Here is a 25,948-nt window from a genome sequence, read left to right on the forward strand (position 1 = left end):
CGTCGACAAGAACCTCGGCGTTGGGTTGTCGCCGTCCTACGGTGGGTCGTGATTGCCCCGACCCCCGAACGTGGAAGGCAGACATGGCAGACACCGCTGTTCGCCCGCAGGAATCCGATCGCGTCCCCCAGGCCGCACCGACCGCCGCGACGGGCGCCGCGCGCCCCGACGCGCCCCGCATCGACATCGACCTCGTCACCGACAAGCTGCTCGGCACGTGGGCGGACGTCCGCCGCACGGCGCGCGAGATGATCAAGGACCCGGCGTTCTGGCGCGAGGACGGCCTCTCGCACCACGACCACCGCGAGCGCGTGTTCCAGCAGCTGAAGAAGCTCGTGGCGCACAACTCGATCGCCCGGGCGTTCCCCGAGGAGTACGGCGGCGAGAGCAACAACGGCGGCAACCTGGCGAGCTTCGAGGAGCTTGTGTTCGCCGACCCGAGCCTGCAGATCAAGGCCGGTGTGCAGTGGGGGCTGTTCACCTCGGCGATCTACCAGCTCGGCACCAAGAAGCACTGGGACAAGTGGCTGCGGGGCTCCATCGAGCTCGACATCCCCGGCGCGTTCGCGATGACCGAGACCGGCCACGGATCGGACGTCGCCTCGATCGGGACGACGGCGACCTACGACCCCGAGACCGAGGAGTTCGTCATCCACACGCCCTTCCGCGGCGCGTGGAAGGACTACCTCGGCAACGCGGCCGTGCACGGCCGCGCCGCCACCGTGTTCGCGCAGCTCATCACGAACGGCGTCAACTACGGCGTGCACTGCTTCTTCGTGCCCATCCGCGATGACAACGGCTTCCTGCCGGGCATCGGCGGCGAGGACGACGGCGTCAAGGGCGGGCTGAACGGCATCGACAACGGCCGCCTGCACTTCGACCACGTGCGCGTCCCGCGCGAGAACCTGCTGAACCGCTACGGCGACGTCGCCGCGGACGGCAGCTACACCAGCCCCATCGCCAGCCCCGGCCGTCGCTTCTTCACCATGCTCGGTGCCCTGGTCCAGGGGCGCGTCTCGCTCGACGGATCCGCCACCAACGCCTCGGCCCTCGCGCTGAACATCGCCGTGACCTACGGCAACCAGCGCCGGCAGTTCGCCGGCGCCACGGGCACGGAGACGGTGCTGCTCGACTACGGCAAGCATCAGCGCCGCCTGCTGCCCCTGATCGCCACGACCTATGCGCAGGCCTTCGCCCACGACGAGCTGCTGCAGAAGTTCCACGGCGTCTTCGGCGGCGAGACCGACACCGAGCAGAACCGCGAAGACCTCGAGACCCTCGCGGCCGCGCTGAAGCCGCTGTCGACCTGGAACGCGCTCGACACCATCCAGGAGGCCCGCGAGGCCTGCGGCGGCGCCGGCTTCCTCGGCGAGAACCGCCTGGTCAGCCTGCACCAGGATCTCGACGTGTACGTGACCTTCGAGGGCGACAACAACGTCCTGCTGCAGCTGGTGGGCAAGCGCCTGCTGGCCGACTACGGCAAGCAGTTCAAGGGCAAGGACACCAAGGAGATCGCGGCCTTCGTCGTCGGCCAGACCGCGGGCAAGGTCTTCCACGGCGCCGGCCTGCGCCAGCTCGGCCAGGCCGTCGGCGACATGGGCCAGGTCGCCCGCTCGGTCGAGCGGGGGCTGCGGGCCAAGGACCAGCACGAGCTCCTGGCGGATCGCGTGCAGCAGATGGTCGCCGACGTCGCCGGACGACTGCGCAACGCCTCGAAGCTCGGGCCCGAGGCCGCGGCCGCGCTGTTCAACGAGAACCAGGTCGAGCTGCTCGAGGCGGCCCGCGCGCACGGCGAGCTGCTGCAGTGGGAGGCGTTCACCGACATCGTCGCCTCGATCGAGGACCCGGGCACCAAGGAGGTGCTCGGCTGGCTGCGCGACCTGTTCGGCCTGTCGGTGATCGAGAAGCACCTGGCCTGGTACCTGATCCACGGTCGCCTGTCGGGTCAGCGCGCGAGCGCGGTGACGCGCTACATCGACCGCCTCTGCCTGCGCCTGCGGCCGCACGCGCAGGACCTGGTCGACGCCTTCGGGCACGCGCCCGAGCACGTGCGCGCCCCGATCGCCTCGGGCGCCGAGCGCGCCCGTCAGGACGAGGCGGCGGCCCACTACGCCGCGCTGCTGGCGAGCGGCGAGGCCCCCGCCAAGGAGAAGAAGCCCGCCCAGCGCTGACGCTCCCGTCGCGAGAGCCCGGCCCCGTCCTGCACGGGGCCGGGCTCTTCCGCGTCGCGGCGGAGCCGGCCGACGTGCGATCGCCGGAACCGCGCGGGCAGGGGAGAGGTTCCCCCTCTCTCGGGCCGGAAGGGCCCAGAGGGGCAGATTAGGATGACGGCCAGGTGTTGCAGAGGGGGTCTGCTCGAATGGGCGTGTTGTCGTGGCTGAATGTGCGTCCGCGCACGCTCATCGGCGCGTCCATCGTCAGCATCGCGGCCATCGGCATCACCACCATGGCGGTCGCCTACGAGGGCAATCCCACGACCGAGCTCGACCTCAACGACGGCGCGGTCTGGATCACCAAGGCCGACAAGCAGTGGGTCGGGCACTTCAACGCCGAGTCCCGGCTGCTCGACGGCAAGCTCAGCGCCCCGACCGCCGACTACGACATCCTCCAGGACGACGACGTCGTGCTGGTCCACGACTTCGGCGACAACTCCATCGGGCAGGTCGACCCGGCCGCCATGTCCCTCCCGACGTCGGCGAAGCTGCCGGTCAAGGCGAAGGTCGACTACTCCGGCAAGACGGTCGCCATCCTCGATCCGGAGAAGGGCGCGGTCTACGTCACCCCGCTCGAGGGCCTCGCGGGCTTCGACCTCGCCAAGGCGAAGCCGGTGCTCGAGAAGCTCGGCAAGGGCGCGGCGCTCACGGTCGGGCACGATGGCGCCGTCCACGTCGCGTCCCGCACCCGGGCGACGCTATACACCGTCCCCGTGTCGCCCGAGGGTGCGGCCCGCAAGGACGACATCGAGAAGCTCGAGCTGCCCGGCGTCGACAAGAAGTCCGAGCTGTCCGTCACCGCCGTCGGCGAGCGGCCGGTGGTGCTCGACCGCGAGACCGGCACGGTCACGATCCCCGGCGCCGACGCGTTCACCCTCGAGGATCCGAAGGACGCCCAGCTCGCCCAGGACGCCGCCGACGGCGACGGCGTGGTCATCGCCTCGCGAGACGCCCTGATCCGCGTCCCGTTCGACGGATCGAAGCCCGTCGTCACCGAGACGGGGGCGTCCTCGGGCACGCCGGCCGCCCCCGTCTGGCTGAACGGCTGCGCCTACGGCGCCTGGATGGGATCCGGCCGGTTCGTGCGCGAGTGCCTCGACGACGGCTTCGACATGGTGACGCAGATCAAGGAGTACGAGCCGGGCGGCGAGCTCGTCTTCCGCGTCAACCGCGACGTCGTGATGCTCAACGACGTCGTCAAGGGCGGCGCCTGGCTCGCCAGCGAGGATCTCGCCAAGGTCGACAACTGGGACGACCTCACCCCGCCCAAGGGCGACGGCGTCGAGAACCCGGATCCGACGACCGTGCAGGTGCCCGATCCCACGCCTCCGGATCGCGGCAAGGACAACACCCCGCCGGTGGCGAACCCCGACACCTTCGGGGTGCGGGCCGGGGCCTCGACGATCCTCCCCGTGCTCGACAACGACAGCGATCCCGACGGCGACGTGCTCGTGGCGTCGCTGCTCGGCAAGGCCCCGGCGGGCACCACGATCCAGCCGGTCAACGACGGCACGGCGCTGCAGATCACCGTCGATCCGGGCGTGACGAGCGTCGACAGCTTCCGGTACCGGGTGAACGACGGGCGCATCGGCGGCACCGCCGAGACCGGCGTCAAGATCGATGTGCGCCCCGAGGGCGAGAACAAGGCCCCCAAGCAGCTGCGCAAGATCGCGCTGCCGGTCGAGACCGGCAGCACCATCACCTACAACGTGCTGCCGGACTGGATCGACCCCGACGGCGACAACATCTATCTCGAGAACGTCGTCCCCGCCGAGGGCGACACCGCCCGCTTCACTGCGGACGGCCGGATCACCTACCGCGCCATCTCGGGCAACGTCGGCCCGATCGAGGTCGCCGTGACGGTGTCGGACGGCACCGCGAGCATGGTGGGCGTCTTCCAGCTCGAGGTCTACCCGCAGAGCTCGAAGCCGCCGCTGGTCACCGCCGACCACCTCGTCGTCCGGGAGGGACAGCTCGGCACGGTCGACCCGCTCGCCAACGACCTGAGCGCGAGCGACGAGCCGCTCACCCTCACGCAGGTGAGCCAGGTCGAGGGGGCGGAGGTCGTCACCGACCTCACGGCCGGCACCTTCACCTTCGAGTCCGGCAAGGCCGGCACCTACTACCTCGACTACAAGGTGATGACCTCCGGCACGAGCCCCGTCAACGGGATCGTGCGTGTCGACGTCCTGAAGCCCGACGCGGCGTCCACGCAGCCGCCCGTGGCGGTGCGCGACGTGGCCCTGCTTCCCGCGGGCGGCGACGCCCGCGTGAACGTGCTCGCCAACGACTCGGATCCGGCCGGTGGTGTGCTCGTTGTGCAGCGCGTCGATGTGCCCGAGAACAGCGACATCGCGGTGTCCGTCGTCAACCACGAGACGCTGCGCGTCACCGACGCGGGGCTCGGCAGCAGTGAGGCCACGCAGGTCAAGGTGACGTACACGATCTCCAACGGCGCGAAGACGGCCCAGGGCGAGGTCGTTGTGCTGCCGATGCCGGCCCCCGCCAAGGTCGAGGCGCCGGTGGCGTACCCCGACGAGGCGACGGTGCGCGTGGGCGACGTCGTCACCGTCCCGGTGCTCGACAACGACTACCACCCGAACGATCTCGACATGGACGTCCGCGACGAGCTGTCGGGCGATGTCGACACCGCGCTGGGCACCGCGTTCGTGTCGCAGGGCAAGTACGTCCGCTTCCAGGCGAACGACGAGCCCGGCGACGTGCGCATCGAGTACACCGTCGTCGACGACAACCGTCAGCGCGCGACCGAGACCCTGACGATCCACGTGGCGCCCGTCGACGTGAAGAACAACAACGCTCCCCGGCCCGTGACGGTCGAGGCGCGCACCGTGGCCGAGGCGAAGACGCCCCTCCTGATCCCGCTCGACGGCATCGACCCGGACGGCGACTCGGTCGAGCTGCTGACCATCGCTTCCACCGCCCAGAAGGGCGCTGTCACGAAGAACAGCAACGGTCAGCTCGAGTACACGGCGCACCCGGGGATGTCCGGGCTCGACACCTTCAGCTATCGCGTCCGCGACGCCCTCGGAGCGGTCGCGACCGGCACGATCCGGATCGGCATCGCCCCCAAGCAGGACGCCAACCAGAACCCGTTCGCGGTGCGCGACAGCCTGGTCGTGAAGCCGGGCCGCGTGGTCGCCGCGACGGTGAAGGCGAACGACTCCGACCCCGACGGCGACCCCATCGACCTCGTCGCGGGCAAGGACGCGCTGATCCTCCCGAAGGACTCGCCGATCACGGCCGAGGTCGTCGGCAACCGCGTGATGGTCACGGCACCGGACGAGGAGCTCGAGACCTCGCTGCAGTACACGATCGAGGACGCGCGCGGCGCCCGGGCCCAGGGCGTGCTGCAGATCAGCGTGCGCGCCGACGCCCCGGAGCAGCCCCCGGTGGCCCGCGACGACTTCGTGCTGGCCGAGGACATCGACACCGAGACCCAGCAGCGCACCATCGACCTCGTCGAGAACGACGAGGATCCGGACGGCGATCCGACCGCCCTGACCGTCGAGATCCTGAGCGAGGACGAGGCCGTCCGGCTGTCGGGAACCACGGCGACCGTCACCGTCACGGAGGACCGCCGCCTCGTCAAGTACTCGGTCACCGACATCGACGGCCACGCGGCGTACGCGTTCATCCACGTCCCCGGGCTCGCGGATCTGCGACCGCAGCTCGACCCGACCGCCGAGGCCGCCGTCGTCGAGAGCGGGAAGCCGATCACCCTTCCCCTCGACGAGTACGTGAAGGCGATGGACGGCAAGAAGGTGCGCCTGACGTCCGCCGAGAGCGTCAGCGCCGCCCACGACAACGGCTCATCGCTCGTGGTCGACGCGCAGACGCTGACCTACACGTCGGCCGCGCGCTACTCGGGCAAGGACGCGATCACCTTCGAGGTGACCGACGGCCAGAACGCCGAGGACCCCGACGGGCGCACCTCGATCCTGTCGATCCCGATCACCGTGCTCCCGCCGAGCAACGAGCCCCCGGAGATGTCCGGGGCGACCGTCACGGTCGGAGCGGGCGACGCCGAGCCCGGCCGCGTCGACCTCAACGGGCTCGCGACCGACATCGACGAGGACCCGATCTCGTTCACCCCGCAGTCGATGCCGGACGGCGTCACGGCGCGGGTCGTGGACGGTGTCCTCGAGGTCGAGGCGGAGGCCGATGCGAAGGGGACGACGGGCGACATCGTCATCCTCGCCGACGACGGCCAGCCGAACCCCGACTTCCCCGAGCCGACCCTCGCGAGCATCGCGGTGACGGTGACGGCCTCGACGCGGCCCATGCCGGCGGCCGCGGACGACACCTTCCTGCGGTGGAACCAGGGCGAGACCCGCAAGGTCGACGTCCTCGGCAACGACACCAACCCGTTCGCCGACGACGGCGAGCCGCTGCGGGTCATCGGCGCGGAGCTCGAGACGGGCACGGCGGAACAGGCCGAGCTCGACTGGGACGAGTCGGGTCTGACCATCACGCCCGCCGCCGACTTCCACGGCCGTCTGGTGTTCCGCTACACGATCCAGGATCAGACCGGCGACTCGGAGCGCACCGCGGAGGGCCGGGTGCACGTGACGGTGCAGGGCGCGCCGGACGCGCCGACCAAGCCGCGCGTCTCGCACGTCCAGAGCCGCCAGCTGACGCTCTCGTGGGACGCTCCCGCCGACAACGGCGCCGAGATCACCGGGTACCAGGTCACGGCCGTCAAGGGCGACACCTCCTACGCGAAGACCTGCGCCGAGACCACCTGCGTGCTCGAGGGCCTCACCAACAACGTCACCTACGCGTTCACCGTCGTCGCCGCGAACAGCGTGGGGGAGTCCGACCCCTCGCCGGTCAGCCAGGACGGTCGCCCCGACGTGCGTCCGAACACGCCCGCGGCGCCCGCCGTGCCCGGCTTCGGCGACGGCAGCCTGACCGTGACGTGGGCGCAGCCGAAGTCCGAGGGCTCACCGGTCACGTCGTACACCCTCGAGATCCAGCCCGCGATGCCCAACGGCGTCGCGCAGATGGTGGTGAAGGATCCGTCCGCGGGCAAGATCACGCGCACCATCGAGGGGCTCGCCAACGGCACGGAGTACCGCTTCCGGGTGCGCGCGCACAACCTCGCGCCCGACCCCTCGGAGTTCAGCGGCTGGTCGGCCGTGAACATCCCGGCCAAGCCCCCGGCCGCCCCGGGGACGCCGACCGCGACGCGCCAGTCGAGCATCGGGCCGACCCCGGGATCCATCGCGGTCACGTGGCCCGCGGTGACCGGGGCCGCGGCCGGCGGCGACGCCGTCGACCTCTACGAGGTGCAGGCCTACCTCGGCGGCGCCCCGCACGGCAACCCGCAGCGGACCTCCGGCACCTCCGCGGTGTTCTCGCTCGCCGCGAGCGGATCCGGCTACACCTTCACGGTCAAGGCGAAGAACAAGGCCGGCTGGGGTGCGCCCAGCGCCGCGAGCGCGCCGCTGCGCCAGTTCACGTCGCCGACCGCGCCCGGAACACCGCAGGTCGCCGCCGACCCGCACGACCAGCAGATGGCCTTCTCGTGGGCGCCGGCGACCGCCGAGGGCGCCGACGCGATCCACTACAAGTACCTCGTCAACGGCAGCGGAGCGGGCTGGGTCGATGTGGGCCCGGCGACCTCCGCCTCCGTGAGCGGCCTCAGCAACGGCGGCACCTACACCGTCCAGGTGCAGGCGTATTCGGTCGCCGCGGGCGAGAACTCCGAGCCGAGCCCGTCGTCCGCCGAGTCGGCCCCCTTCGTCCCGTACGGGCAGCCTTTCGCGCCGCGCGTCTCCGCCACCCTCAGCGGTGACCGGACCAAGGTGACCTGCTCCTGGGACGCCAGCGGCGGCGCAAACGGCTACCCGATCTCGGTGCAGGCACGCTTCTTCGACGGGGCCGGGTGGCAGAACGTTGGCATCACAGGGTCTCGGGAGTGCGCAAGCGGCTACGAAAAGACCGGACAGGTCGAGGTGCGGGTCACTGCGGATCCCGGTGGCAGCAACTCCGCTGCCGCCTCTGCTACGACGCGCGGGCCGGAGCCGTCAGGCTCCGTCTCCTACGTCCCGCTGTCGGAGGCGAACCCGAACGGCACCGTGAGGGGCTGCTCGACCACGTGCCGCTACCTTCTCCTTACCTACAGCGAGGTGCCGTCCGGAACCTACAACGTCTCGTGTCAGGAGCTCGACCCGAATTGGCGCGAGTTCTCCGATGAGACTCTTCATCTTGCGGGATCGGGCAGCGTCCGCCTGAGGTGCGCCTATGGATACAGCAACGATGTGCGCGCTGTTGTGTCCGGCCCCGTGACTTTCACCGCGCCTTGACCACTGCATCCCCGAGCTATCTCCAAAAAAGGATCAACGCATGACGATGACGCCTGAGCAGGCCGCCTGGTTCCAGGGCACCTTCACCCGTCTGGTCGACAACGTCGACAAGGCGCTGATGGGCAAGCGGGAGATCGTGAGCCTCGTGCTCGCCGCGATGCTCGCCGAGGGCCACGTGCTGCTGGAGGACGCTCCCGGCACCGGCAAGACGAGCCTCGCGAAGGCGCTCGCCGCGACGGTGCAGGGCACCTCGAACCGCATCCAGTTCACGCCCGACCTGCTGCCCAGCGACGTGACCGGCGTCACGATCTACGACCAGCAGAACCACACCTTCGAGTTCCACAAGGGCCCGGTGTTCGCCTCCATCGTCCTCGCGGACGAGATCAACCGCGCATCGCCGAAGACGCAGTCGGCGCTGCTCGAGGTCATGGAGGAGTCGCGGATCACCGTCGACGGCACCGCGCACGAGGTGGGTCGCCCGTTCCTCGTGATCGCGACGCAGAACCCCATCGAGCAGGCGGGCACGTACAAGCTGCCCGAGGCGCAGCTCGACCGCTTCCTCGTGAAGACATCGATCGGCTATCCGACCCTCGAGGTGACCGAGCGGATCCTCGCCGGCTCGGCCGACCGCAACCCGTCGGCGAGCCTCAGCGCGATCATCACCACCGGCGCCGTGTCGGACATGGCCGACCTCGCCGCGACCGCCCACGTCGAGCCCGCCGTGCTGCGCTACGCCGCCGAGCTCGCCGAGGAGACGCGCTCGGACAAGGACACACGTCTCGGCGTCTCGGTGCGCGGCGCGATCGCGATCGTGCGCCTGGCCAAGGTGTGGGCGGCGGCGCAGGGCCGCCACTACGTGATCCCCGACGACATCAAGGCCCTCGCGCAGCCCGCCTGGGGCCACCGCCTGGTGATGGACCCCGAGGCCGAGTTCGTCGGCACCACGCCCGAGACCGTCATCGCCCGCGTGCTCGAGCGTGTGGGCGCGCCGCAGACGCGCACCGCCGCCGTCTGATCCGAGGAAGCCGAGCGAATCTCCCGCGCATGACGACCGCACCCGCCGCCACCGAGGCGCCCCCGACCGAGGGGCCCACCTCGATCGACGACGCGCCCGCGCAGGCCAGCTGGCGCGAGGTCGCCCTGTACCTGCTGGGCCGGGTCGCCGGCGCGCTGCGCCGTGCGGCAAAGGTGGTGCGGCCGGTCGGCTGGATCCTGATCGGGATCGCTCCGGTGCTGTGGATCGTCGGCCTCACCATGGGCTGGCGCGAGGTGACGGTGGCTGCCGTCGTCGTCACGGTCGTGATCGCGCTGTGCCTGCTGTTCCTCATCGGCCGCACCACCTACGACGTGCGCCTCGACCTCTCGCGCACCCGGGTGGTGGTGGGGGAGCGGGCGATCGGTGCGCTCACGCTCGCGAACTCCGGCAGCCGCGCGATCCTGCCCTCTCGTGTGGTGCTGCCCGTCGGAACCGGACGCGGTGTGTTCGGGATCAAGCACCTCTCGCCCGGTGAGGAGGTCGAGGAGCTGTTCGCCATCCCGACCACGCGCCGCGCGGTGCTTCCCGTCGGCCCCGTGAGCATCGTGCGCGGCGACCCGCTGGGGCTGTTCGAGCGGGTGGACAGCCGCGACGAGCCCGTCGATCTCTTCGTCCACCCCCGGACGGTGCGCTTCGACGGGCAGTCGCTGGGCTTCGTGCGCGACCTCGAGGGCATGACCTCCCGAGACCTCGCGCGTGATGACATCGCGTTCCACGCGCTGTCCGAGTACCAGCCGGGCGACGATCTCCGTCACGTGCACTGGCGCTCGACGGCCCGCACCGGCACGCTCATGATGCGCACGTACGAGCAGACCCGCCGCTCGCACTTCGTCATCGGCCTCTCCAGCCACCCGGGCGAGTACGCGCATCCCGACGAGTTCGAGCTCGCGGTCTCTGCCGCGGGATCGCTCGGCCTCCGGGCGCTGCGCGACGCCTATCGGGTCGACGTCCGCACGCAGGCCGGCAAGCTGCGCACCGACACGCAGAAGCATCTGCTCGATGCCCTCTCGGGGGTCGACAGCACGCGCCCGCGCGACGGATCGACGGCCGCGCTGGCGGGGACCGTCTCGGCGGGCGCGCCCGCCGCCGCCGTCGTCGTCCTCGTGTGCGGCAGTCGTGTGCCGGCGCCCCAGCTGCAGTCGGCCGTCTCGCGCCTGCCCCTCGGGTCTCGTGCGCTGGTCGTCGTCGCGGCGCTCGGCGAGGAGGCGGGCCGCCGCCGCATCGGCGACGCCGACGTCATCACCATCGGGGCGCTGGAGCACCTGCCGCCGTCGCTGCGAAGGGTCCTGGGATGATGTCGGCCCTGCTCGAGGATCCCGTCGACGAGGCGGCGGACGAGGCCGTCGCCGCACCGCCGCGGTCGCGCCGGGAGCACCGCGCGGCCCTGACCGCTCTTCCCGATCGCCGCCGCTGGATCCTGGATCTCGGCGCGGTGGCCCTGCTGCTGCTTGTGCCGGCGATCGGCTTCTGGCCCACGTTCGGCGGGCCGATCGCCCTGCTCCCCGGCCTCGGGGGGATCGGTCTCGGTCTCGGCATCGCCGCGCTCGGGACGATCCGCCGCTGGAGCGTGCTGCTGCTGACGGCCGCCACGATCGTCGCCTACTTCCTGTTCGGCGGGCTGTTCGCCCTCTCGCACACCGCGATCCTCGGCGTCATCCCGGGCATCGACACGCTGCGGCGGCTGGCGCTCGGTGTGGTGACGTCGTGGAAGTCGCTGCTGACGACGGTCGCGCCGGTCGCGCCCGATGACGGACACATGATCGTGCCGTTCCTGCTGCTGCTCGTCGCGGCCGTCGTGACGGGCAGCCTCGCGCTGCGGCTGCGCCACCCGGCCTGGGCGCTGATCCCCGTCGCGCTCGCCCTCGGGCTGCAGATCGCGCTCGGCACCTCCGAGGCCGCAGCCCCCGCATTCCAGGGCATCGTCCTCGGGGCGGTGGCGATCGTCTGGCTCACGGTGCGCGCGGCCTGGGCGCCGACGCGCAGCGCGGTGGCGCTGTCGTCGGCCGGCGACGAGGTCGCCGTCGACCACCGCAGCGTGCTGCGTCGCATCGGCGCGGGCGGCGCCGTCGTCGCGATCGCCGCCGCGGTCGGAGGCGCGTCGATGCTGGCCGCACCGCCGTACGAGGTGCGCTACGTGATCCGCGACGTGATCGTCCCGCCGTTCGACATCCGCGAATACGCCAGCCCGCTCCAGGACTTCCGCATCTACGTGGACGAGTTCGCCGAGGAGCCGCTCTTCACGGTCTCGGGCCTACCCGCCGGGGCACGGGTGCGCCTGGGCACGATGGACGCCTACTCGGGCGTCGTCTACAACGTCTCCGACGAGTCGAGCGCCTTCACCCCGCTGCGCTCGAACATGGCGGGCGACGCGCAGGGCGCCTCCGCCGAGATCCGCGTCGAGATCGGCGCCTACAACGACGTCTGGCTGCCCGATGCCGGCGAGGTCGAGGCGGTCGAGTTCGAGGGGTCCTCGGCCGAGGACCTGCGCCGCGCCACCTACTTCAACCCCGCCACTGACACCGGCGTCGTCACGACCGGCCTCGAGAAGGGCGACGCGTACACCTTCACCACCGTCTTCCCCGAGGTCCCGGAGGAGTCGGTGCTCGCCGACGACACCTTCGCTCCCGTCGAGATCCCCAAGGCCGAGGCGGTGCCCGAGCGGCTGCGCGAGATCGCGGCCAAGGCGCTGTCCGAGGCGAAGGCCACCACGCCGTTCGAGAAGGTGCAGGCGCTGCGCACGTACCTCGCCGACACCGGGTTCTTCAGTCACGGCCTCAAGGAGAACGAGTACTCGCCCTCCGGCCATGGCTCCGCGCGTCTGGGCGGCATGGCCGGTGCCGACCAGATGGTGGGCGACGACGAGCAGTACGCCGCGCTGATGGCGCTGATGGCCTACGAGGTCGGCATCCCCGCCCGCGTGGTGATGGGGTTCCACGCCGATGCCGATTCGGGCGGCGGGGAGCTCGTCGCCACCGGCGAGAACCTGCATGCCTGGGTCGAGGTGGCCTTCTCCGACGCCGGCTGGGTCGCCTTCGACCCGACGCCGGACCAGGACAAGGAGCCGAAGGACCAGACCACGCAGCCCAAGACCGACCCGCAGCCGATGCCGCTGCAGCCGCCGCCCCCGCCCAAGGAGGACGCGGACGAGCCGCCGCTCGTTCCCGACGACCGCAAGAAGGAGGAGGAGGCCGACCCCGAGCCCGGCTACCTCGGCCTTGTGCTCGCCGTCGGTGGCATCAGCCTCGGCACGGTCGCGCTGATCCTGTCGCCGTTCGTGATCATCGGCGGGATCAAGGCCGCCCGTCGGCGCAAGCGCCGCGAGGCCGAGGATCCGGCCGACCGGATCAGCGGCGGATGGGACGAGCTGATGGATCGCGCCGCCGACTTCGGGCGTGGGGTGCCCGTGGGCGCGACGCGCTACGAGCAGTCGGCGCAGCTGGTCGCCACGCTCGAGGAGCCCCGGGTGCAGGCCCTCGCCGTGCGCGCGGATGCCGGCGTCTTCGGGCCCGGCGAGCCCACCCCGGATGAGATCGAGGCCTTCTGGGCCGAGGTCGACGGCGTGGTCGGCGGGATGAGCCGCAAGGCCTCGTTCTGGAAGAGACTCGGCGCGAAGCTGAACCTGCGATCGCTCACCCAGAGCTCGTCGCTGGTCAAGGGTGTGCGCTCGCTGCGGGAGACGGCCGTCTCCGCACGACGGAAGGATGGCTGACATGATCACGCCGAACCCGTACGGATCGCCCGCCCCCGGCGCCTACCCCCCGCCCGGATACGGCGCACCGGCCCCGGTGCGTGCCCCCGGCGCACCGGCATCCCTCGGCCGTCGCGTCGGCGCCTACGTGATCGACACGGTGATCGTCTCGCTCGTGATCGTCGTGTGGGTCGTGCTCGGCGTCGTCATCTCCGGCGCGCTGCAGGATGCGACGATCCTGTTCGTCTTCGCGGCCGTCGCCTGGCTGCTCGCGGTCGGCTGGATCTTCATCTACAGCGCCCTGCAGGGCGGCCATGGCTCCATCGGCATGCGCCTGATGAAGATCCAGCTCGTCCGCCTGGAGACCGGCACCCCCCTCGGCTTCGGACGGGCGCTGCTGCGCAACGTGGTCTGGGGGGCGGCCGGCGCGATCATCGTGGGCTTCTTCTCGGTCCTCTTCGACAGGTCGGGGCTACAGCAGGGCTGGCACGACAAGGCCGTGCACGGCTACATGCGCGATGCGCAGGGCGTGCCGGCGGCCCCGGCCGCGACCCCGCACACGACGTCCGTGCCGCCGGTGTCGCCGGTGGCTCCCGCCTACGGCGGTGCCGCGTTCCCCACCTACGCCGCCTCCTCACCCGAGCCGGTCGCGCCCCCGGCCGCCACGGTGATCCCGGCTCCCGCCGCGCCGGTGCCGCCCGCCGTCTCGTACGACGGTCAGGTCCCGCCGCGCCCGCCCCTGCCCGGGCCGCCGCTGCCGGAGCCGCCCATCGTGCCGGTCGCCGCGGCTCCTCTGGCCCCCCTGGCGCCGACGCCCGCGGAGGCCGCGGGCCTGATCGCCTTCGTTCCCGGCATCACGCAGGATCCGCCGGCCTTCCTCCCGCAGACGTCGGCCGTCCCCGCGGCCCCCGCCGTGCCGCCGGCCCCCGCGGATCCCGCGGCCGAGGATGACATCGACGGCGACACCGTGCTCGTGCGTCCGCCCGCCGTGGCGCCCGAGCCCGAGCCGGAGGGGGATCTCGAGGACACACGACTCGTGGTGCGCACCCGCCCCGCCCTGCTCGAGTGGGACGACAGCACTCAGCACACGGTCGCCTCGCGGGCCCTGTTCGGCCGCAATCCGCAGGCCGTCGACGGCGCCGACGCGGTCGCCGTGCGCGACGAGACGCTGTCGCTGTCGAAGACGCACTTCGAGATCGTCGTCGACGCCGAGACGGTGTCGGTCATCGACCAGCACTCGACCAATGGGGTCATCGTGGTGCGGTCGGGTGAGCGGATCACCGCGGAGCCCGGCGCGGCGCTCGTTCTGCAGGACGGCGACGCGCTCGAGATCGGAGACCGCATCGTCACCTTCAAGGGCCGCGGATGACCAGTCCCGTCATCGCCCTGAGCGGCGCGGCCACCGACGCGGGGCTGCGCCGCACCCTCAACGAGGACTCGTTCCTCTCGGTGCCGCCGGTGTTCCTCGTGGCCGACGGCATGGGCGGCCACGACCGCGGCGAGGTCGCGTCGGCGACGGCGATCGCCGAGTTCGCGGGCTTCGCCGGCCGCGACAGCCTCTCGATCGACGACGTCCGCGCGGCGCTGGATCGCGCCCGCACGCGCGTGGACGACCTCTCGGTCGGCAGCGAGGCGGGGGCCGGCACCACGCTCACCGGCGTGGTCGTGGCCGAGGTGGCGGGCGAGGGCTACTGGCTCGCGCTGAACCTCGGCGACTCGCGCACCTACCGCCTGTCGGGCGGGGTGCTCCACCAGATCAGCGTCGACCACTCGGTCGTGCAGGAGCTGATGGATCGGGGCGAGCTGAGCCCCGAGGACGCCTCGCGCGATCGTCGCCGCAACGTCATCACGCGCGCGCTCGGCGCCGGCAGCGACGCCGACGCCGACTACTGGATGCTTCCCGCCGCCCAGGGCGACCGGATCCTCGTCTGCTCGGACGGCCTGCCGAGCGAGCTGCCCGTCGAGCGGATCCGCATGATCCTGAGCGTGGAGGCCCACCCGCAGGCGGCGGCCACGCGGCTCGTGCAGGAGGCCGTGCTGCACGGCGGGCGCGACAACATCACCGCGATCGTCGTCGACGCCATCTCGGTGGCCCGACGGGGGTCCGCCCTCTCGGGCGACGACACCGACATCGACTCGGACACGCTGCCGCGTGAGCCGGTGGGAGGGATTCGCTGATGCGCGTCACGTACGAGCCCGGCGGCATGCTGACGATCGTCGCCGACGACGGGCTGGCCGTGCTCCCGGGCGGACTGCCCCAGGACATGATCGAGGACGTCTGGGAGGGTCTGGACTCGGGCGACGGCGTCGCCGCCGTGCTCGACGCCCTCGGTCGCGCGTTCGGGCCGGAGACCGCCGGCCTGCCGCCCTTCGCCGTCGCGCTGCTGCAGGGCGAGGCCGTGCGCACGGCGGTGCGCGGCGACCTGCGCGTCACCGTCGACCGCCTGAGCGGGCCGCTCGAGCTCACGGGCGGCGGCTCCGACACGTGGACCGTCCGGCTCGTCGAGGACGCCCTCTCCGTGCTCGTGCGCCCGGGCCTCGACGCGCCGGCAAGCGCCTCCGAGCTGCCGATCGCGTCGGGGGTTGTGCTCGCCGCGACCGCGCGCGCCGTGTTCTTCGAGCCCAGCGACACGTTGGAGCCCGCGCGACCGCAGGGCGACGACGCCCGCGACGCCCCGGTGCCCAACGATCTCGTCGATGCGGAGGTGCCGCTCGACACCCTGCTCGCGGGAGACGACGCTCCCGTGGCGCACCCCATCCCGGATCCGCTGCCGCCGGTCGATGCGCTGCCGCCGGTTCCGCCGCTGCCCCCGCTCCCGCCCATCCCGCCGCTGCCCCCGCTGCCCGAGGTGCCGGCAGCTCCTCCGGCTGCGGCCCCGGGCGGCGAGTTCCCGGCGGACACCCTCGACCCGATGCACCTCTCCGGCCCGGTCGAGCCGCTGGAGCCGCTCGAGCGGGAGCCGCTCGGCGACCACGACGGCGCCACCCTCTCGGCCGCGCAGTTCGCCGCCCTGCGCGGGCAGGCCGATGAGCCCGCTCCCGAGCCGGACGACGTGCGGGGCGATCACGACGGCGTCACGCTGCTGGTGCCGCGGCCGGCTCCGGTCGCGGGCCCCGTGACCGCCGAGATCCCCCTCGAGGAGGTGTCGGCCGCGCCCGCGCACGCGTTCGAGTCCCTAGCCACGCAGCAGATGCCGGCGGTGCCGCGCGCCCGGGCCCGCATCCGCATCTCGACGGGCGAGGTGGTCGATCTCGATCGCACCGTCATCATCGGGCGGCGCCCGCGGTCATCCCGCACGACCGGCGCCGACATGCCTTGCCTCGTCGCGGTCGAGAGCCCCCAGAACGACATCTCGCGCAACCACATCGAGGTCTCCACCGACGGTGAGACCGTGATCGTGACGGACCTGCACACGACGAACGGCACGGTGCTGCACCGCACGGGCCCGCTCGGCGCCGCCACCGACCCGACCCGGCTGCACCCGGGCGAGCGCACGGTCGTCATCGCGGGCGACGTCGTCGACCTCGGCGACGGCGTCACGGTGGCATTCGAGGAGCTTCCGTGAATCAGCGGCGCCCGCCCGCGCCGCCGCCTCAGCTGCCCGGGTTCACGCACCTCGAGCTGCTCGGATCGGGCGGCTTCGCCGACGTCTACCTCTACGAGCAGGAGCTGCCCCGCCGCCGCGTCGCGGTGAAGGTGCTGCTGCCCGAGCGCATCTCGGCGTCGGCCGCGCAGTTCACCGCCGAGGCGAACGTGATGGCGATGCTGTCGACGCACCCGGCGATCGTCACGATCTATCAGGCGGGGGTGTCGTCCGACGGGCGGCCGTACCTCGTGATGGAGTACTGCCCGCGCCCGAACCTGCAGGCGCGGTACCGGCGCGAGCCGTTCTCGGTCGCCGAGACGCTGCGGGTGGGCATCCAGGTCGCCGCGGCCGTCGAGACCGCGCACCGCGCCGGGGTGCTGCACCGCGACATCAAGCCCGCGAACATCCTCGTCACCGAGTACAACCGGCCGGCCCTGACCGACTTCGGCATCGCCTCGACGTCGCAGACGGTCTCGGAGACGACGGGCATGTCGATCCCGTGGTCGCCGCCCGAGGTGTTCGCGGCCGATCCGTCGGCGGGGCTGGTGCAGAGCGGCGCGCGCACCGACGTCTACCAGCTGGGCGCGACGATCTACACGCTGCTCGCCGGCCGCTCGCCCTTCGAGATCCCGGGGCAGCGCAACGGCAGCGCCGAGCTGATCGAGCGCATCTCGCGCATGCCGCTGCCCGCGATCGACCGCGCCGACGTGCCGTCCTCGCTGCAGGCCGTGCTCTCGCGGGCGATGGCGAAAAATCCGGCCGATCGCCACCCGAGCGCCGTCGCGCTCGCGCGTGCGCTGCAGAAGGTGCAGATCGAGCTGGCGCACTCGGTGACGCCGATCGACATCCTCGACGACCAGCCGGATGCGGCCGAGCGCGAGGACGATGACGGCGGACTGACCCGGGTGCGCGGCATCACGAGCATCACCCCGGTCGACACCGCGACCCGCCCCTCGGCGACCACCGCGCAGGTCCCGGGGCGCGCGGTGGAGCCCGCGCCGTTCGACGACGCGACCGTTGTGCGCGGGCCGCGGGTCGTGGTGCCGAGCGACGCGTCGGCCGTCGACGACGCGACCATCGTGCGCGCGCCGGCGCACGTGCCCCAGCAGCCGGGTGTCGCCCCGTGGGGGCCGCCCGCCGCCGCCGCGGTCCCGGCGACGCCCGCGGGCCCGCGTCCGAAGCGGTGGCCGCTCGCGGTGGCGGCCTCGGTGGTGGGGGTGGCGCTGATCGGCATCGCGGCGGTCACGATCCCGCAGCTCGTGAACGCCGACCCCGAGCCGACGCCGACCGACACGACCGGCGTGATCAGCCAGCCGCAGGATCCGACGGGCAACGACGCGGTGCCCCGCGTGAGCGAGGGCACCGGCAGGATCTCGGGTGACGACGCGGTGTTCACGTGGAAGAACCCCGAGCCCGAGGAGGGTGACGTCTACGCGTGGTCGCGGGTCACCCTCGACGGCGAGACGAAGGCCAAGCGGGTGTCGGATCCGACGGTCAGGATCCCGACCGAGGGGGAGTCGCGGGTCTGCATCGACGTCACGCTGATCCGGAAGAGCGGGCAGCTCACCGACGATCCCGTCCGGATCTGCACGCCGGAGTAGGCGCCGCGCGTCAGACGGTCGGGGCGGCGCCGAGGTGGCGGGCGCCGTGCGAGAGCACCTTCACCACGATGCCGCGGCGCGTGAGGGCGGCGACCGTGCGGGTGCCCTCATCCACGTCGCGGCCGAGGGCCTGCACGTTCGTCACGACCAGCACGTCGCCCGGCTTGAAGGTGTCGAACAGGCGCCCCAGGCGCTGCTCCCACGACTCGAGGATGTCGGGAGCCGGGTGGCGGAAGCCCTCGATGGGAACGCCGAAGCGCATCAGGTCGTCGCGCTGCTGCTTGATCGACGGCATGTCGTCGCGCGAGACGACAAGACCCACCAGGCGCGAGCCGGCCGGGCGCGCCTGCCACCAATCGCGATCGCGCTGCAGCTCGGTGAAGCACTTCGGGCACTCGGTCGCCGCGTGAGGGAGGTGGATGGGTGCGGTGTCGGCGGCCTGCACATCCCCGTGAGGGGCGGCGTGCGTGTGATCCGGCTCGTGAGCGGTGTCGACCATGACAGCCCCTTTCGTCGCGTCTATTCTGCCCCGCCCCTCCGACACTCCCAAGCCACAGGGGCGCCGGGTAGCGTGATCCCATGACGTTTAACGAGAACGCGAACGTGGGGCGCACGAGTGCCCGTCGTCGCGGACGCACCACCGCCATCGCGGGCGGCGGCGTGGTGGGCATCGGCGCCATCGCGGTGCTGCTGATCAGCATGTTCACCGGCCAGGATCTCAGCGGCCTGATCGGACTGGCGGGCGGCGGCTCGGGCACGCAGGGCGGATCGGGCGAGTCGACGCTCATCGAGGGCTGCGAGACGGGCGCCGACGCGAACGAGAACGACGACTGCCGCCTCGTCCTCGGAGCCGAGGCGATCGACGACTTCTGGGCGGGCACGCTCGACGGGTACGTCGAGCCGCAGCTGATCATCGTCGATCAGTCCACGAGCACGCAGTGCGGCACCGCCTCGAACGCCACCGGCCCGTTCTACTGCCCGCCCGAGCAGACCGTGTACGTCGACCCGACCTTCTTCGGGCTGCTGCGCTCGCAGTACGGCGCCTCGGCGGGATCTCTCGCGCAGCTCTACGTGCTCGCGCACGAGTACGGCCATCACGTCCAGAACCTCACCGGGGTGTTCCAGGAGCACCCGCAGAACGGGTCCGGCCCCGACAGCAACGGCGTGCGCACCGAGCTGCAGGCCGACTGCTACGCCGGAGCCTGGGTGGCGGGCATGACCGAGGCGAAGGACGCCGACGGCGACCCGTACCTCAAGGAGCCCACGCCGCAGGAGATCGCCGACGCGCTGAACGCGGCGGCCGCGGTCGGCGACGACCACATCCAGGAGCAGTCGGGCGGGCAGGTCAACCCCGAGAGCTGGACCCACGGCTCGAGCGAGCAGCGTCAGCGGTGGTTCGACGAGGGGCGCTCCGGCGGATACGCGGCATGCGACACCTTCTCGGTGGACGGCGCCGCTCTCTGATCCGTCCCGCACACGAACGAGGCCCGGCCGCTCCGCAGAGCGACCGGGCCTCGTACATGTGCCTCAGATCAGGCTGAGGGCCTTCAGCTTGGCCTCGACGTCGGCGTTGGAGGGCTCGACGTGGTGGGTGCCGTCGGGGTACACCACAACGGGGATGTTGGTGCGGCCCGAGATGTCCTTGGCGATCTCGGCCGCCGCGGGGTCGGCCTCGAGGTCGATGTAGTTGTAGGCGACGCCGAGCCCGTCGAGCTGGGCCTTGGTGCGGCGGCAGTCGCGGCACCACTCGGCGCTGAACATCGTGATCTGGGTCGGGTCGACAGCGGTCATATATCCAGGGTACGCGCCCGGGAGGGCACGGGATCGAGACGCTCTTCCCGGCATGACACCATGGATGGACTTCGAATCTCAGGGGGAGGATCCGCGTGGACGTCACCGTCATCGTGCCCACGCGGAACGAGCGCGCCAACGTCGCTCCGCTGGTCGAGCGGCTGGCCCAGGCGCTCGCCGGGCGCCGCGCCGAGATCCTGTTCGTGGACGACAGCGAGGACGGCACCGCCGCCGAGGTCGAGCGCGTCGCCCAGGACGCGCCGCTCGCCGTGCGCGTGCTGCACCGGCCGCAGGGAGAGCGCCTCGGCGGGCTCAGCGGCGCCGTGGTCGCCGGGCTGCGCTCCGCCACGGCGGACGTGTGCGTCGTGATGGACGGCGACCTCCAGCACCCGCCCGCCCTCGTGCCGCAGCTGCTCGACCGGCACGCGCAGGGCGGCTGCGATGTGGTGGTGGCATCGCGCTACATCGGCGGGGGAGACTCGACCGGCCTCGGCACGACGCTGCGCTTCGGTGTCTCGCGGGGCGCCACCATCCTCACCAAGGCGATGTTCCCGATGCGCCTGCACGGCACGAGCGACCCGATGACCGGGTTCTTCCTGGTTGATCGCTCGCGCCTCGATGTCGATGCCCTGCGCCCGAGCGGATTCAAGATCCTGCTCGAGCTGCTGGTGCGCAGCGACCTGCGCGCCGCCGAGATCCCGATGCAGTTCCTGCCGCGCACCGAGGGCGAGTCGAAGGCGTCGATGCGCCAGGGCGTCACCTTCCTCGTGCACCTCGCGCGGCTGCGCTTCGGCAAGATGTCGCTGTTCGCCCTGATCGGCGGCCTCGGCGCCCTCGCGAACCTCGCGATCGTCTGGGCGCTCACCGGCGCCGGCATGCACTACGTCCTCGCCGCGATCATCGCCGCCGAGGTGACGATCGTGGCGAACTTCCTGCTCGCCGAGCGCTTCGTCTTCGCCGAGATGCGGGAGCGGGCCGGCGGGTTCTGGCGGCGGTTCCTCACCTCGTTCACGTTCAACAACGTCGAGGCGGCGATCCGGATCCCGGTGCTCGCTGTGCTGGTTGAGACCTGGCACATCTCGGCCGTGCTGGCCACGGCGATCACCCTGATGGTCGCGTTCGTCGCCCGGTTCGTCTTCCACTCGCTGGTGGTCTACCGCCCGCGGGCCGCACCCGCGCCCAGCGAGCCGACGACCGAGACGGCGGGGCAGAAGATCATCCGGATGATCGACGAAGAGGCCATGCGCCCCGGCGAGCTCTGACCCGAGCCCGCGGCGATCGCCCACTCGGTCGACGCGAGCCCGTGCGGCTCCGGATCAGCACGCTCGACCGTTTTCGGAGAAGATACGGACATGACCGTCGCCGTTGTGGGCAGTGTGAACATGGACGTCGTGGCGCGTGTGCCGCGCATCCCCGGACCCGGCGAGACGCTGATGGCGACCGGGGTGTCGCGCGGCGGCGGGGGGAAGGGCGCGAACCAGGCGGTCGCCGCGGCCCGCGCTGGCGGTGCGCCCTCCGTCTTCATCGGCGCGGTCGGCGCCGATGCGGACGGCGACGCGCTGCGTGCCGCGCTCGCGGCCGACGGGATCGACATCTCGGGCCTGGTGACCGCGTCCGCGCCCACCGGTGTGGCGCTCATTTCGGTTTCGGACGACGGCGAGAACGCGATCGTCGTCGTCGCCGGCGCCAACGCGACCGTGGATCGCCTCGCCGACGACCAGCGCGCCCTGGTGGCCGCGGCCGATGTCGTGCTGGCGCAGCTCGAGATCCCCGTCGCCGGGGTGCTCGCCGCGGCCGCCGCGCGCGCCGAGCGCGCTCCGTTCGTGTTGAACGCGGCGCCCTCCAGCGCGCTGGCCGAGCGCGGCGCCGGGGCCCGGCTGCTTGCCGAGGTCGATGTGCTCGTGGTGAACGAGCACGAGCTGCGTGACATCCTGCGCGGCGCGGGGGACGACACCGAGCACGAGCTCGACGCCGCCGTCGACGCGCTCGCGGCCGAGGTGCCCGCGCTCGTGGTCACGCTCGGTGCCGCCGGCGCGGTGATCGCCGTCGGGCCCGAGCGGCGCCAGGTGCCGGCCTTCCCCGCGTCCCCCGTCGACACGGTCGGCGCCGGCGACACCTTCTGCGGTGTGCTGGCGGCCCGCCTCTCGGGCGCCGGCCGGCGCCCGCAGATCGACGCGATCGCGGACGCCGCCCGGGTGGGTGCGGCCGCTGCGGCGATCGCCGTCGCGCGCCCTGGTGCGCAGGACGCGGTTCCCACGGCGCGCGAAGTCGACGCGCTGCTTGGCATCATCGCGTGAGCTGAGGTCCGGCCGCTGCGGCGCGCCCCGGTGCGGATTACCATCCGCGGGCCCGGACGTCGAGAGGGTGACAAGAGCGATCCCCGACGGCCAGCATCGGATCATGACCTCCTCCGAGCCACCGTCCCCGCGCAGCCCGGACGCGGCGGTCGACGCGGCCGCGCGGGACACCCGTGCGGCGCGATCCGGTCAGAACCTGTGGTCGGGGGTCCTGTTCGGCGTGGGGCTCGTGGCGTTCATCGATGAGGCCGTGTTCCATCAGCTGCTGCACTGGCACCACTTCTACGACCGTGCGACGCCCGCGTGGGGGCTGGTCTCGGACGGGCTGTTCCACGCGTTCAGCTGGTTCGCGACGATCGCGGGTCTGTTCCTGCTCGCCGATCTCCGGCGGCGGGGCGCGCTCCGGTGGCCGCGGTGGATCGCCGGGGTGCTTCTGGGAGCGGGGGCCTTCCAGCTCTACGACGGCACGGTGCACCACAAGTGGTGGCAGATCCACCAGATCCGGTACGTCGACGACCTCCTTCCGTACGACCTGACGTGGAACATCTCGGCCGCGGTCATCCTCGCCGCCGGCGTGATCCTCGCGGTCCGCACGCGCCCCTCGCGGGCGGGCGCCGCGGGCGACTCGGGGGAGCGGGCATGAGACACGGACACGGCGGTGGCGGCGCGCCGACGCTCGAGTTGATCCTGATCGGCCTGGCGGCGCTCGCGGTGCTGGTGTACGCCTCGGGGATGCTGACGTCGCGTCGGCAGGGTCGCGCGTGGTCGACGGATCGACTGGGGCTGTGGACACTGGGGATCGCCGCGGCGACCGCCACGGTGGTCGGCCCGCTTCCCGAGGCGGCGCAGGTCGACTTCGTCCGGCACATGGCGGCGCACCTTTCGGCCGGCATGCTCGCACCGCTGCTGCTGGTGCTCGCGGCGCCCGTCACCCTCGCGCTGCGCACGCTGCACGTCACCCCCGCCCGGCGGATCTCCCGGCTGCTCCGCAGCGCGCCCGTGCGCTTCATCGCGCATCCGGTGACCGCCGGGATCCTCAGCGCCGGCGGACTGTGGCTGATCTACCTGACGTCGATCTTCGAGATGATGCAGGCGATCCCGGTGCTGCACGTGCTCGTGCAGGGCCACCTGCTGCTGTCGGGATACGTCTTCACCGCGGCGATCATCGGCAGGGATCCGGCGCCGCACGCGCCCCGGTGGGTGCTGAAGGCCGTAGTGCTGGTGCTCGCTATGGCGTCGCACGCGGTGCTCGCGAAGCACCTCTACGCCCACCCGCCGACGGGTGTGCCGATCGGCCAGGCGCACGACGGGGCCCTGCTCATGTACTACGGGGGCGCCGCGATCGAGGTCGCGATCGTGGTCATCTTCTGCGCCCAGTGGTACCGCGCCGCGGGCCGTCGTCTCGCGCCCCGCTCGGCGGACGCGCCCCACACCGGGGACGCGCACCGCACCGCGCCGGCGACGATGGCCTCGGCCAAGTAGGTCGGCGCGGGCCTCCGTCGCGCATGCTCCCGCCGGAGTACGCGGGGGCCTCCCGGCGGCGGTGTCGGGCTCGCGTGCGCGTCGCTACGCTGACGCCATGCCCGCGCCCGCCCTTCCCGATGCCTGGGGCGAGGCCCGCGATCCGCGCAGGGGCCGCTGGATCGCCTTCGCCGTCTCGATGCTCGCGGCCACCGCATCGCTGGGCCGCGCCCTGTGGTGGATGCCCGCGGGCGTGCTCTGGGTCTCGGCGGCGGCCACGGTCGGCGCGGCGGTCGCGCTGCTGCTGATCGACCGTCACCCCACCCTCGGGGTCGTCCTCTCGGGCGGGCTCGCCATCGTCGCGCTCGCCGCGTATCCGGCGCCGCCTCCCTTCGCGCTGCTGCCTCTGCTGCTCGCGATCGCGCGCGGTGTGCGATACGGCGCGGTGTGGTGGGCGGCCGGTGTCACCGCCGGATCGGTGCTGGTGCCGCTGTCGGCGGCCGCGATCTTCGGCGTCCGCGTCATCTTCCTCCCGTCGATGCTCGTGGTGATCGCCTCCGGCGTCACGCTCGCCGTCAGCCTCGCCGTCCGCACCCGGCACGACAGGATGGCGCGGATGCGCGCGTCGTTCGAGGAGCGCCGCCGGACCGAGGCCGAGCGCGAGCGGGTGCGCATCGCGCGCGAGCTGCACGACGTCCTCGCCCACTCGCTGTCGTCGATCTCCGTGCAGGCGGGCGTGGCGATCCACCTCGCGGATCGCGACCCGCAGCGGGCGCAGGACACGCTCCGCGACATCCGGCGCACCTCCACGCAGGCGCTCGACGAGGTGCGGCAGGTGCTCGGTGTGCTGCGCGGCGACGAGGCGGCGGCGCTGACCCCCGAGCCGGATCTGTCGACGCTGCCCGACCTGGTCCGCGACGCCGAGCGCCTGGGGCTCACGGTCGAGCTCGACGATCGCCTCGACCCGCGGCCGACCGGCACGGTCGAGCTCGCGCTGCACCGGATCCTGCGCGAGGCGCTCACCAACGCCGCCCGGCACGCACCGGGCGCCCGCGTGCGCGTCGGGTTGCGGTGGGAGCGGGGTGCGGCCGTCGCCGAGGTCGTGGACGAGGGCGCCACGCGTCCGGTCGAGCCGGCGAGCGGCAGCGGCCGCGGCATTCTCGGCATGCGCGAGCGCGCTGCGCTCCTCGGCGGCACGCTGGAGGCCGGCCCCCGCGGCGTCGGCTTCGCGGTTGTCGCCCGCATCCCGGCGGAGGGAGAGACAGGATGATCCGGGTCGCGATCGCCGACGACCAGCAGCTGATCCGGGCGGGCTTCCGTGCCCTGCTGGATGCCGAGCCCGACATGGAGGTCGTGGGCGACGCGGCGAGCGGCGAGGAGGCCGTGCGCGTCGCGCGCGAGCACCGCCCCGACGTCTTCCTGATGGACATCCGGATGCCCGGGCGCGACGGCCTGTGGGCCACGCGCGAGATCGTCGCCGACGCCGCGCTCGGGGACATCCACGTGGTGGTGGTGACGACCTTCGAGCTCGACGAGTACGTGACCGAGGCGATCCTGTCCGGGGCGAGCGGCTTCCTCGTGAAGGATTCCGAGCCGTCCGAGCTGATCCGCGCGGTGCGGGTCGCGGCGAGCGGCGACGCGCTGCTGAGCCCCGGGGTCACGCGGCGCCTGCTCGCGCGCGTGGCCGACGGCGTGCGCGCGCCGGGGGGCGCCGAGCTCAGCATGCTGACCGATCGGGAGCGCGAGGTGCTGGTGCTGATCGGGCAGGGCCTCACCAACGACGAGATCGCCCAGCGCCTGTTCCTCAGCCCGCTCACCGCCAAGACGCATGTCTCGCGGATGATGGGCAAGCTCGGCGCGCGCGACCGCGTGCAGCTCGTTGTGCTCGCGTACGACTCGGGACTGGTGAAGCCCGGCTGGAGATGACTCCCGGGGGAGACAGCGA

General features: G+C 72.3%; 18 protein-coding genes. 16 read left to right on the forward strand and 2 right to left on the reverse strand.

Annotated elements, in window-relative coordinates; all coding sequences use genetic code 11:
- The first annotated feature begins 83 nt into the window (after positions 1–83).
- The 9 genes from ACOKGD_RS02050 (at position 84) to ACOKGD_RS02090 (ending at position 18,454) form a co-directional block, all read left to right on the forward strand.
- Positions 84–2,171 (forward strand): acyl-CoA dehydrogenase family protein, encoded by a 2,088-nt coding sequence (locus ACOKGD_RS02050; protein WP_342337128.1) that lies wholly within the window; start codon positions 84–86, stop codon positions 2,169–2,171.
- Between the two features lie 197 nt (positions 2,172–2,368).
- The gene (locus ACOKGD_RS02055) at positions 2,369–8,542 is read left to right on the forward strand and encodes an Ig-like domain-containing protein (RefSeq protein WP_342337127.1); all 6,174 of its coding nucleotides are present in this window, start codon (positions 2,369–2,371) and stop codon (positions 8,540–8,542) included.
- 40 nt (positions 8,543–8,582) lie between these two features.
- Complete coding sequence (locus tag ACOKGD_RS02060) at positions 8,583–9,557, forward strand: AAA family ATPase (protein WP_342337126.1); 975 nt, start codon at positions 8,583–8,585, stop codon at positions 9,555–9,557.
- Positions 9,558–9,586: 29 nt separating this feature from the next.
- Positions 9,587–10,873, forward strand: a complete 1,287-nt coding sequence (locus tag ACOKGD_RS02065; protein WP_342337125.1) for a DUF58 domain-containing protein — start codon at positions 9,587–9,589, stop codon at positions 10,871–10,873.
- Positions 10,870–13,287, forward strand: coding sequence for a transglutaminase domain-containing protein (locus ACOKGD_RS02070; RefSeq protein ID WP_342337123.1), 2,418 nt, complete (start codon positions 10,870–10,872; stop codon positions 13,285–13,287). Before ACOKGD_RS02065 ends, ACOKGD_RS02070 begins: the two co-directional genes overlap by 4 nt.
- A 1-nt stretch (position 13,288) precedes the next feature.
- On the forward strand, positions 13,289–14,635 hold the full coding sequence (locus ACOKGD_RS02075) for an RDD family protein (RefSeq protein ID WP_342337121.1): 1,347 nt from the start codon (positions 13,289–13,291) through the stop codon (positions 14,633–14,635).
- Positions 14,632–15,444, forward strand: coding sequence for a PP2C family protein-serine/threonine phosphatase (locus ACOKGD_RS02080; RefSeq protein WP_342337119.1), 813 nt, complete (start codon positions 14,632–14,634; stop codon positions 15,442–15,444). Before ACOKGD_RS02075 ends, ACOKGD_RS02080 begins: the two co-directional genes overlap by 4 nt.
- Positions 15,444–16,832 (forward strand): FHA domain-containing protein, encoded by a 1,389-nt coding sequence (locus ACOKGD_RS02085; protein ID WP_342337118.1) that lies wholly within the window; start codon positions 15,444–15,446, stop codon positions 16,830–16,832. Before ACOKGD_RS02080 ends, ACOKGD_RS02085 begins: the two co-directional genes overlap by 1 nt.
- Positions 16,829–18,454 (forward strand): serine/threonine-protein kinase, encoded by a 1,626-nt coding sequence (locus tag ACOKGD_RS02090; RefSeq protein ID WP_342337117.1) that lies wholly within the window; start codon positions 16,829–16,831, stop codon positions 18,452–18,454. Before ACOKGD_RS02085 ends, ACOKGD_RS02090 begins: the two co-directional genes overlap by 4 nt.
- A gap of 10 nt (positions 18,455–18,464) precedes the next feature.
- On the opposite strand, the gene ACOKGD_RS02095 is transcribed toward ACOKGD_RS02090, so the two are convergent.
- Positions 18,465–18,953 (reverse strand): recombinase family protein, encoded by a 489-nt coding sequence (locus ACOKGD_RS02095; RefSeq protein ID WP_342337115.1) that lies wholly within the window; start codon positions 18,951–18,953, stop codon positions 18,465–18,467.
- Positions 18,954–19,033: 80 nt separating this feature from the next.
- On the opposite strand from ACOKGD_RS02095, the gene ACOKGD_RS02100 reads away from it, so the two are divergent.
- Positions 19,034–19,918: a KPN_02809 family neutral zinc metallopeptidase gene (locus ACOKGD_RS02100; protein ID WP_342337113.1), complete on the forward strand. Its 885-nt coding sequence runs from the start codon at positions 19,034–19,036 to the stop codon at positions 19,916–19,918.
- Positions 19,919–19,981: 63 nt separating this feature from the next.
- On the opposite strand, the gene ACOKGD_RS02105 is transcribed toward ACOKGD_RS02100, so the two are convergent.
- A complete protein-coding gene (locus ACOKGD_RS02105) occupies positions 19,982–20,245 on the reverse strand; it encodes a glutaredoxin family protein (RefSeq protein WP_342337112.1) in 264 nt (87 codons plus the stop codon).
- 95 nt (positions 20,246–20,340) lie between these two features.
- Between ACOKGD_RS02105 and ACOKGD_RS02110 the strand changes: the two genes are divergently transcribed.
- The 6 genes from ACOKGD_RS02110 to ACOKGD_RS02135 all read left to right on the forward strand — a co-directional run bounded on the left by ACOKGD_RS02110 (position 20,341) and on the right by ACOKGD_RS02135 (position 25,929).
- Positions 20,341–21,507 (forward strand): glycosyltransferase family 2 protein, encoded by a 1,167-nt coding sequence (locus ACOKGD_RS02110; protein ID WP_342337110.1) that lies wholly within the window; start codon positions 20,341–20,343, stop codon positions 21,505–21,507.
- A 90-nt stretch (positions 21,508–21,597) separates the two neighbouring features.
- Positions 21,598–22,542 carry a PfkB family carbohydrate kinase gene (locus tag ACOKGD_RS02115; protein WP_342337108.1) on the forward strand — a complete coding sequence of 315 codons (945 nt, stop codon included), beginning with the start codon at positions 21,598–21,600 and terminating at the stop codon, positions 22,540–22,542.
- Positions 22,543–22,645: 103 nt separating this feature from the next.
- Positions 22,646–23,185 (forward strand): DUF2243 domain-containing protein, encoded by a 540-nt coding sequence (locus ACOKGD_RS02120; protein ID WP_342337107.1) that lies wholly within the window; start codon positions 22,646–22,648, stop codon positions 23,183–23,185.
- Positions 23,182–24,024: a cytochrome c oxidase assembly protein gene (locus tag ACOKGD_RS02125; RefSeq protein ID WP_342337106.1), complete on the forward strand. Its 843-nt coding sequence runs from the start codon at positions 23,182–23,184 to the stop codon at positions 24,022–24,024. The genes ACOKGD_RS02120 and ACOKGD_RS02125 overlap by 4 nt, the downstream gene beginning before the upstream one ends.
- Positions 24,025–24,121: 97 nt before the next feature.
- A complete protein-coding gene (locus ACOKGD_RS02130; protein ID WP_342337104.1) occupies positions 24,122–25,273 on the forward strand; it encodes a sensor histidine kinase in 1,152 nt (383 codons plus the stop codon).
- Positions 25,270–25,929, forward strand: a complete 660-nt coding sequence (locus ACOKGD_RS02135; protein WP_342337103.1) for a response regulator transcription factor — start codon at positions 25,270–25,272, stop codon at positions 25,927–25,929. Before ACOKGD_RS02130 ends, ACOKGD_RS02135 begins: the two co-directional genes overlap by 4 nt.
- The last annotated feature ends 19 nt before the right edge of the window (positions 25,930–25,948 follow it).

Origin of the sequence: Microbacterium phosphatis (assembly GCF_049177115.1) — a bacterium.
Taxonomy (GTDB): domain Bacteria; phylum Actinomycetota; class Actinomycetes; order Actinomycetales; family Microbacteriaceae; genus Microbacterium; species Microbacterium phosphatis.

What these genes read in the sequence shown, in the direction of transcription:
- ACOKGD_RS02100 (WP_342337113.1), top strand. Translation starts at nt 19,034, where the DNA reads ATGACGTTTAACGAGAACGCGAACGTGGGGCGCACGAGTGCCCGTCGT.
- ACOKGD_RS02130 (WP_342337104.1), top strand. Translation starts at nt 24,122, where the DNA reads ATGCCCGCGCCCGCCCTTCCCGATGCCTGGGGCGAGGCCCGCGATCCG.
- ACOKGD_RS02065 (WP_342337125.1), top strand. Translation starts at nt 9,587, where the DNA reads ATGACGACCGCACCCGCCGCCACCGAGGCGCCCCCGACCGAGGGGCCC.
- ACOKGD_RS02080 (WP_342337119.1), top strand. Translation starts at nt 14,632, where the DNA reads ATGACCAGTCCCGTCATCGCCCTGAGCGGCGCGGCCACCGACGCGGGG.
- ACOKGD_RS02085 (WP_342337118.1), top strand. Translation starts at nt 15,444, where the DNA reads ATGCGCGTCACGTACGAGCCCGGCGGCATGCTGACGATCGTCGCCGAC.
- ACOKGD_RS02050 (WP_342337128.1), top strand. Translation starts at nt 84, where the DNA reads ATGGCAGACACCGCTGTTCGCCCGCAGGAATCCGATCGCGTCCCCCAG.
- ACOKGD_RS02115 (WP_342337108.1), top strand. Translation starts at nt 21,598, where the DNA reads ATGACCGTCGCCGTTGTGGGCAGTGTGAACATGGACGTCGTGGCGCGT.
- ACOKGD_RS02075 (WP_342337121.1), top strand. Translation starts at nt 13,289, where the DNA reads ATGATCACGCCGAACCCGTACGGATCGCCCGCCCCCGGCGCCTACCCC.
- ACOKGD_RS02135 (WP_342337103.1), top strand. Translation starts at nt 25,270, where the DNA reads ATGATCCGGGTCGCGATCGCCGACGACCAGCAGCTGATCCGGGCGGGC.
- ACOKGD_RS02095 (WP_342337115.1), bottom strand. Translation starts at nt 18,953, where the DNA reads ATGGTCGACACCGCTCACGAGCCGGATCACACGCACGCCGCCCCTCAC.
- ACOKGD_RS02070 (WP_342337123.1), top strand. Translation starts at nt 10,870, where the DNA reads ATGATGTCGGCCCTGCTCGAGGATCCCGTCGACGAGGCGGCGGACGAG.
- ACOKGD_RS02060 (WP_342337126.1), top strand. Translation starts at nt 8,583, where the DNA reads ATGACGATGACGCCTGAGCAGGCCGCCTGGTTCCAGGGCACCTTCACC.
- ACOKGD_RS02120 (WP_342337107.1), top strand. Translation starts at nt 22,646, where the DNA reads ATGACCTCCTCCGAGCCACCGTCCCCGCGCAGCCCGGACGCGGCGGTC.
- ACOKGD_RS02105 (WP_342337112.1), bottom strand. Translation starts at nt 20,245, where the DNA reads ATGACCGCTGTCGACCCGACCCAGATCACGATGTTCAGCGCCGAGTGG.
- ACOKGD_RS02125 (WP_342337106.1), top strand. Translation starts at nt 23,182, where the DNA reads ATGAGACACGGACACGGCGGTGGCGGCGCGCCGACGCTCGAGTTGATC.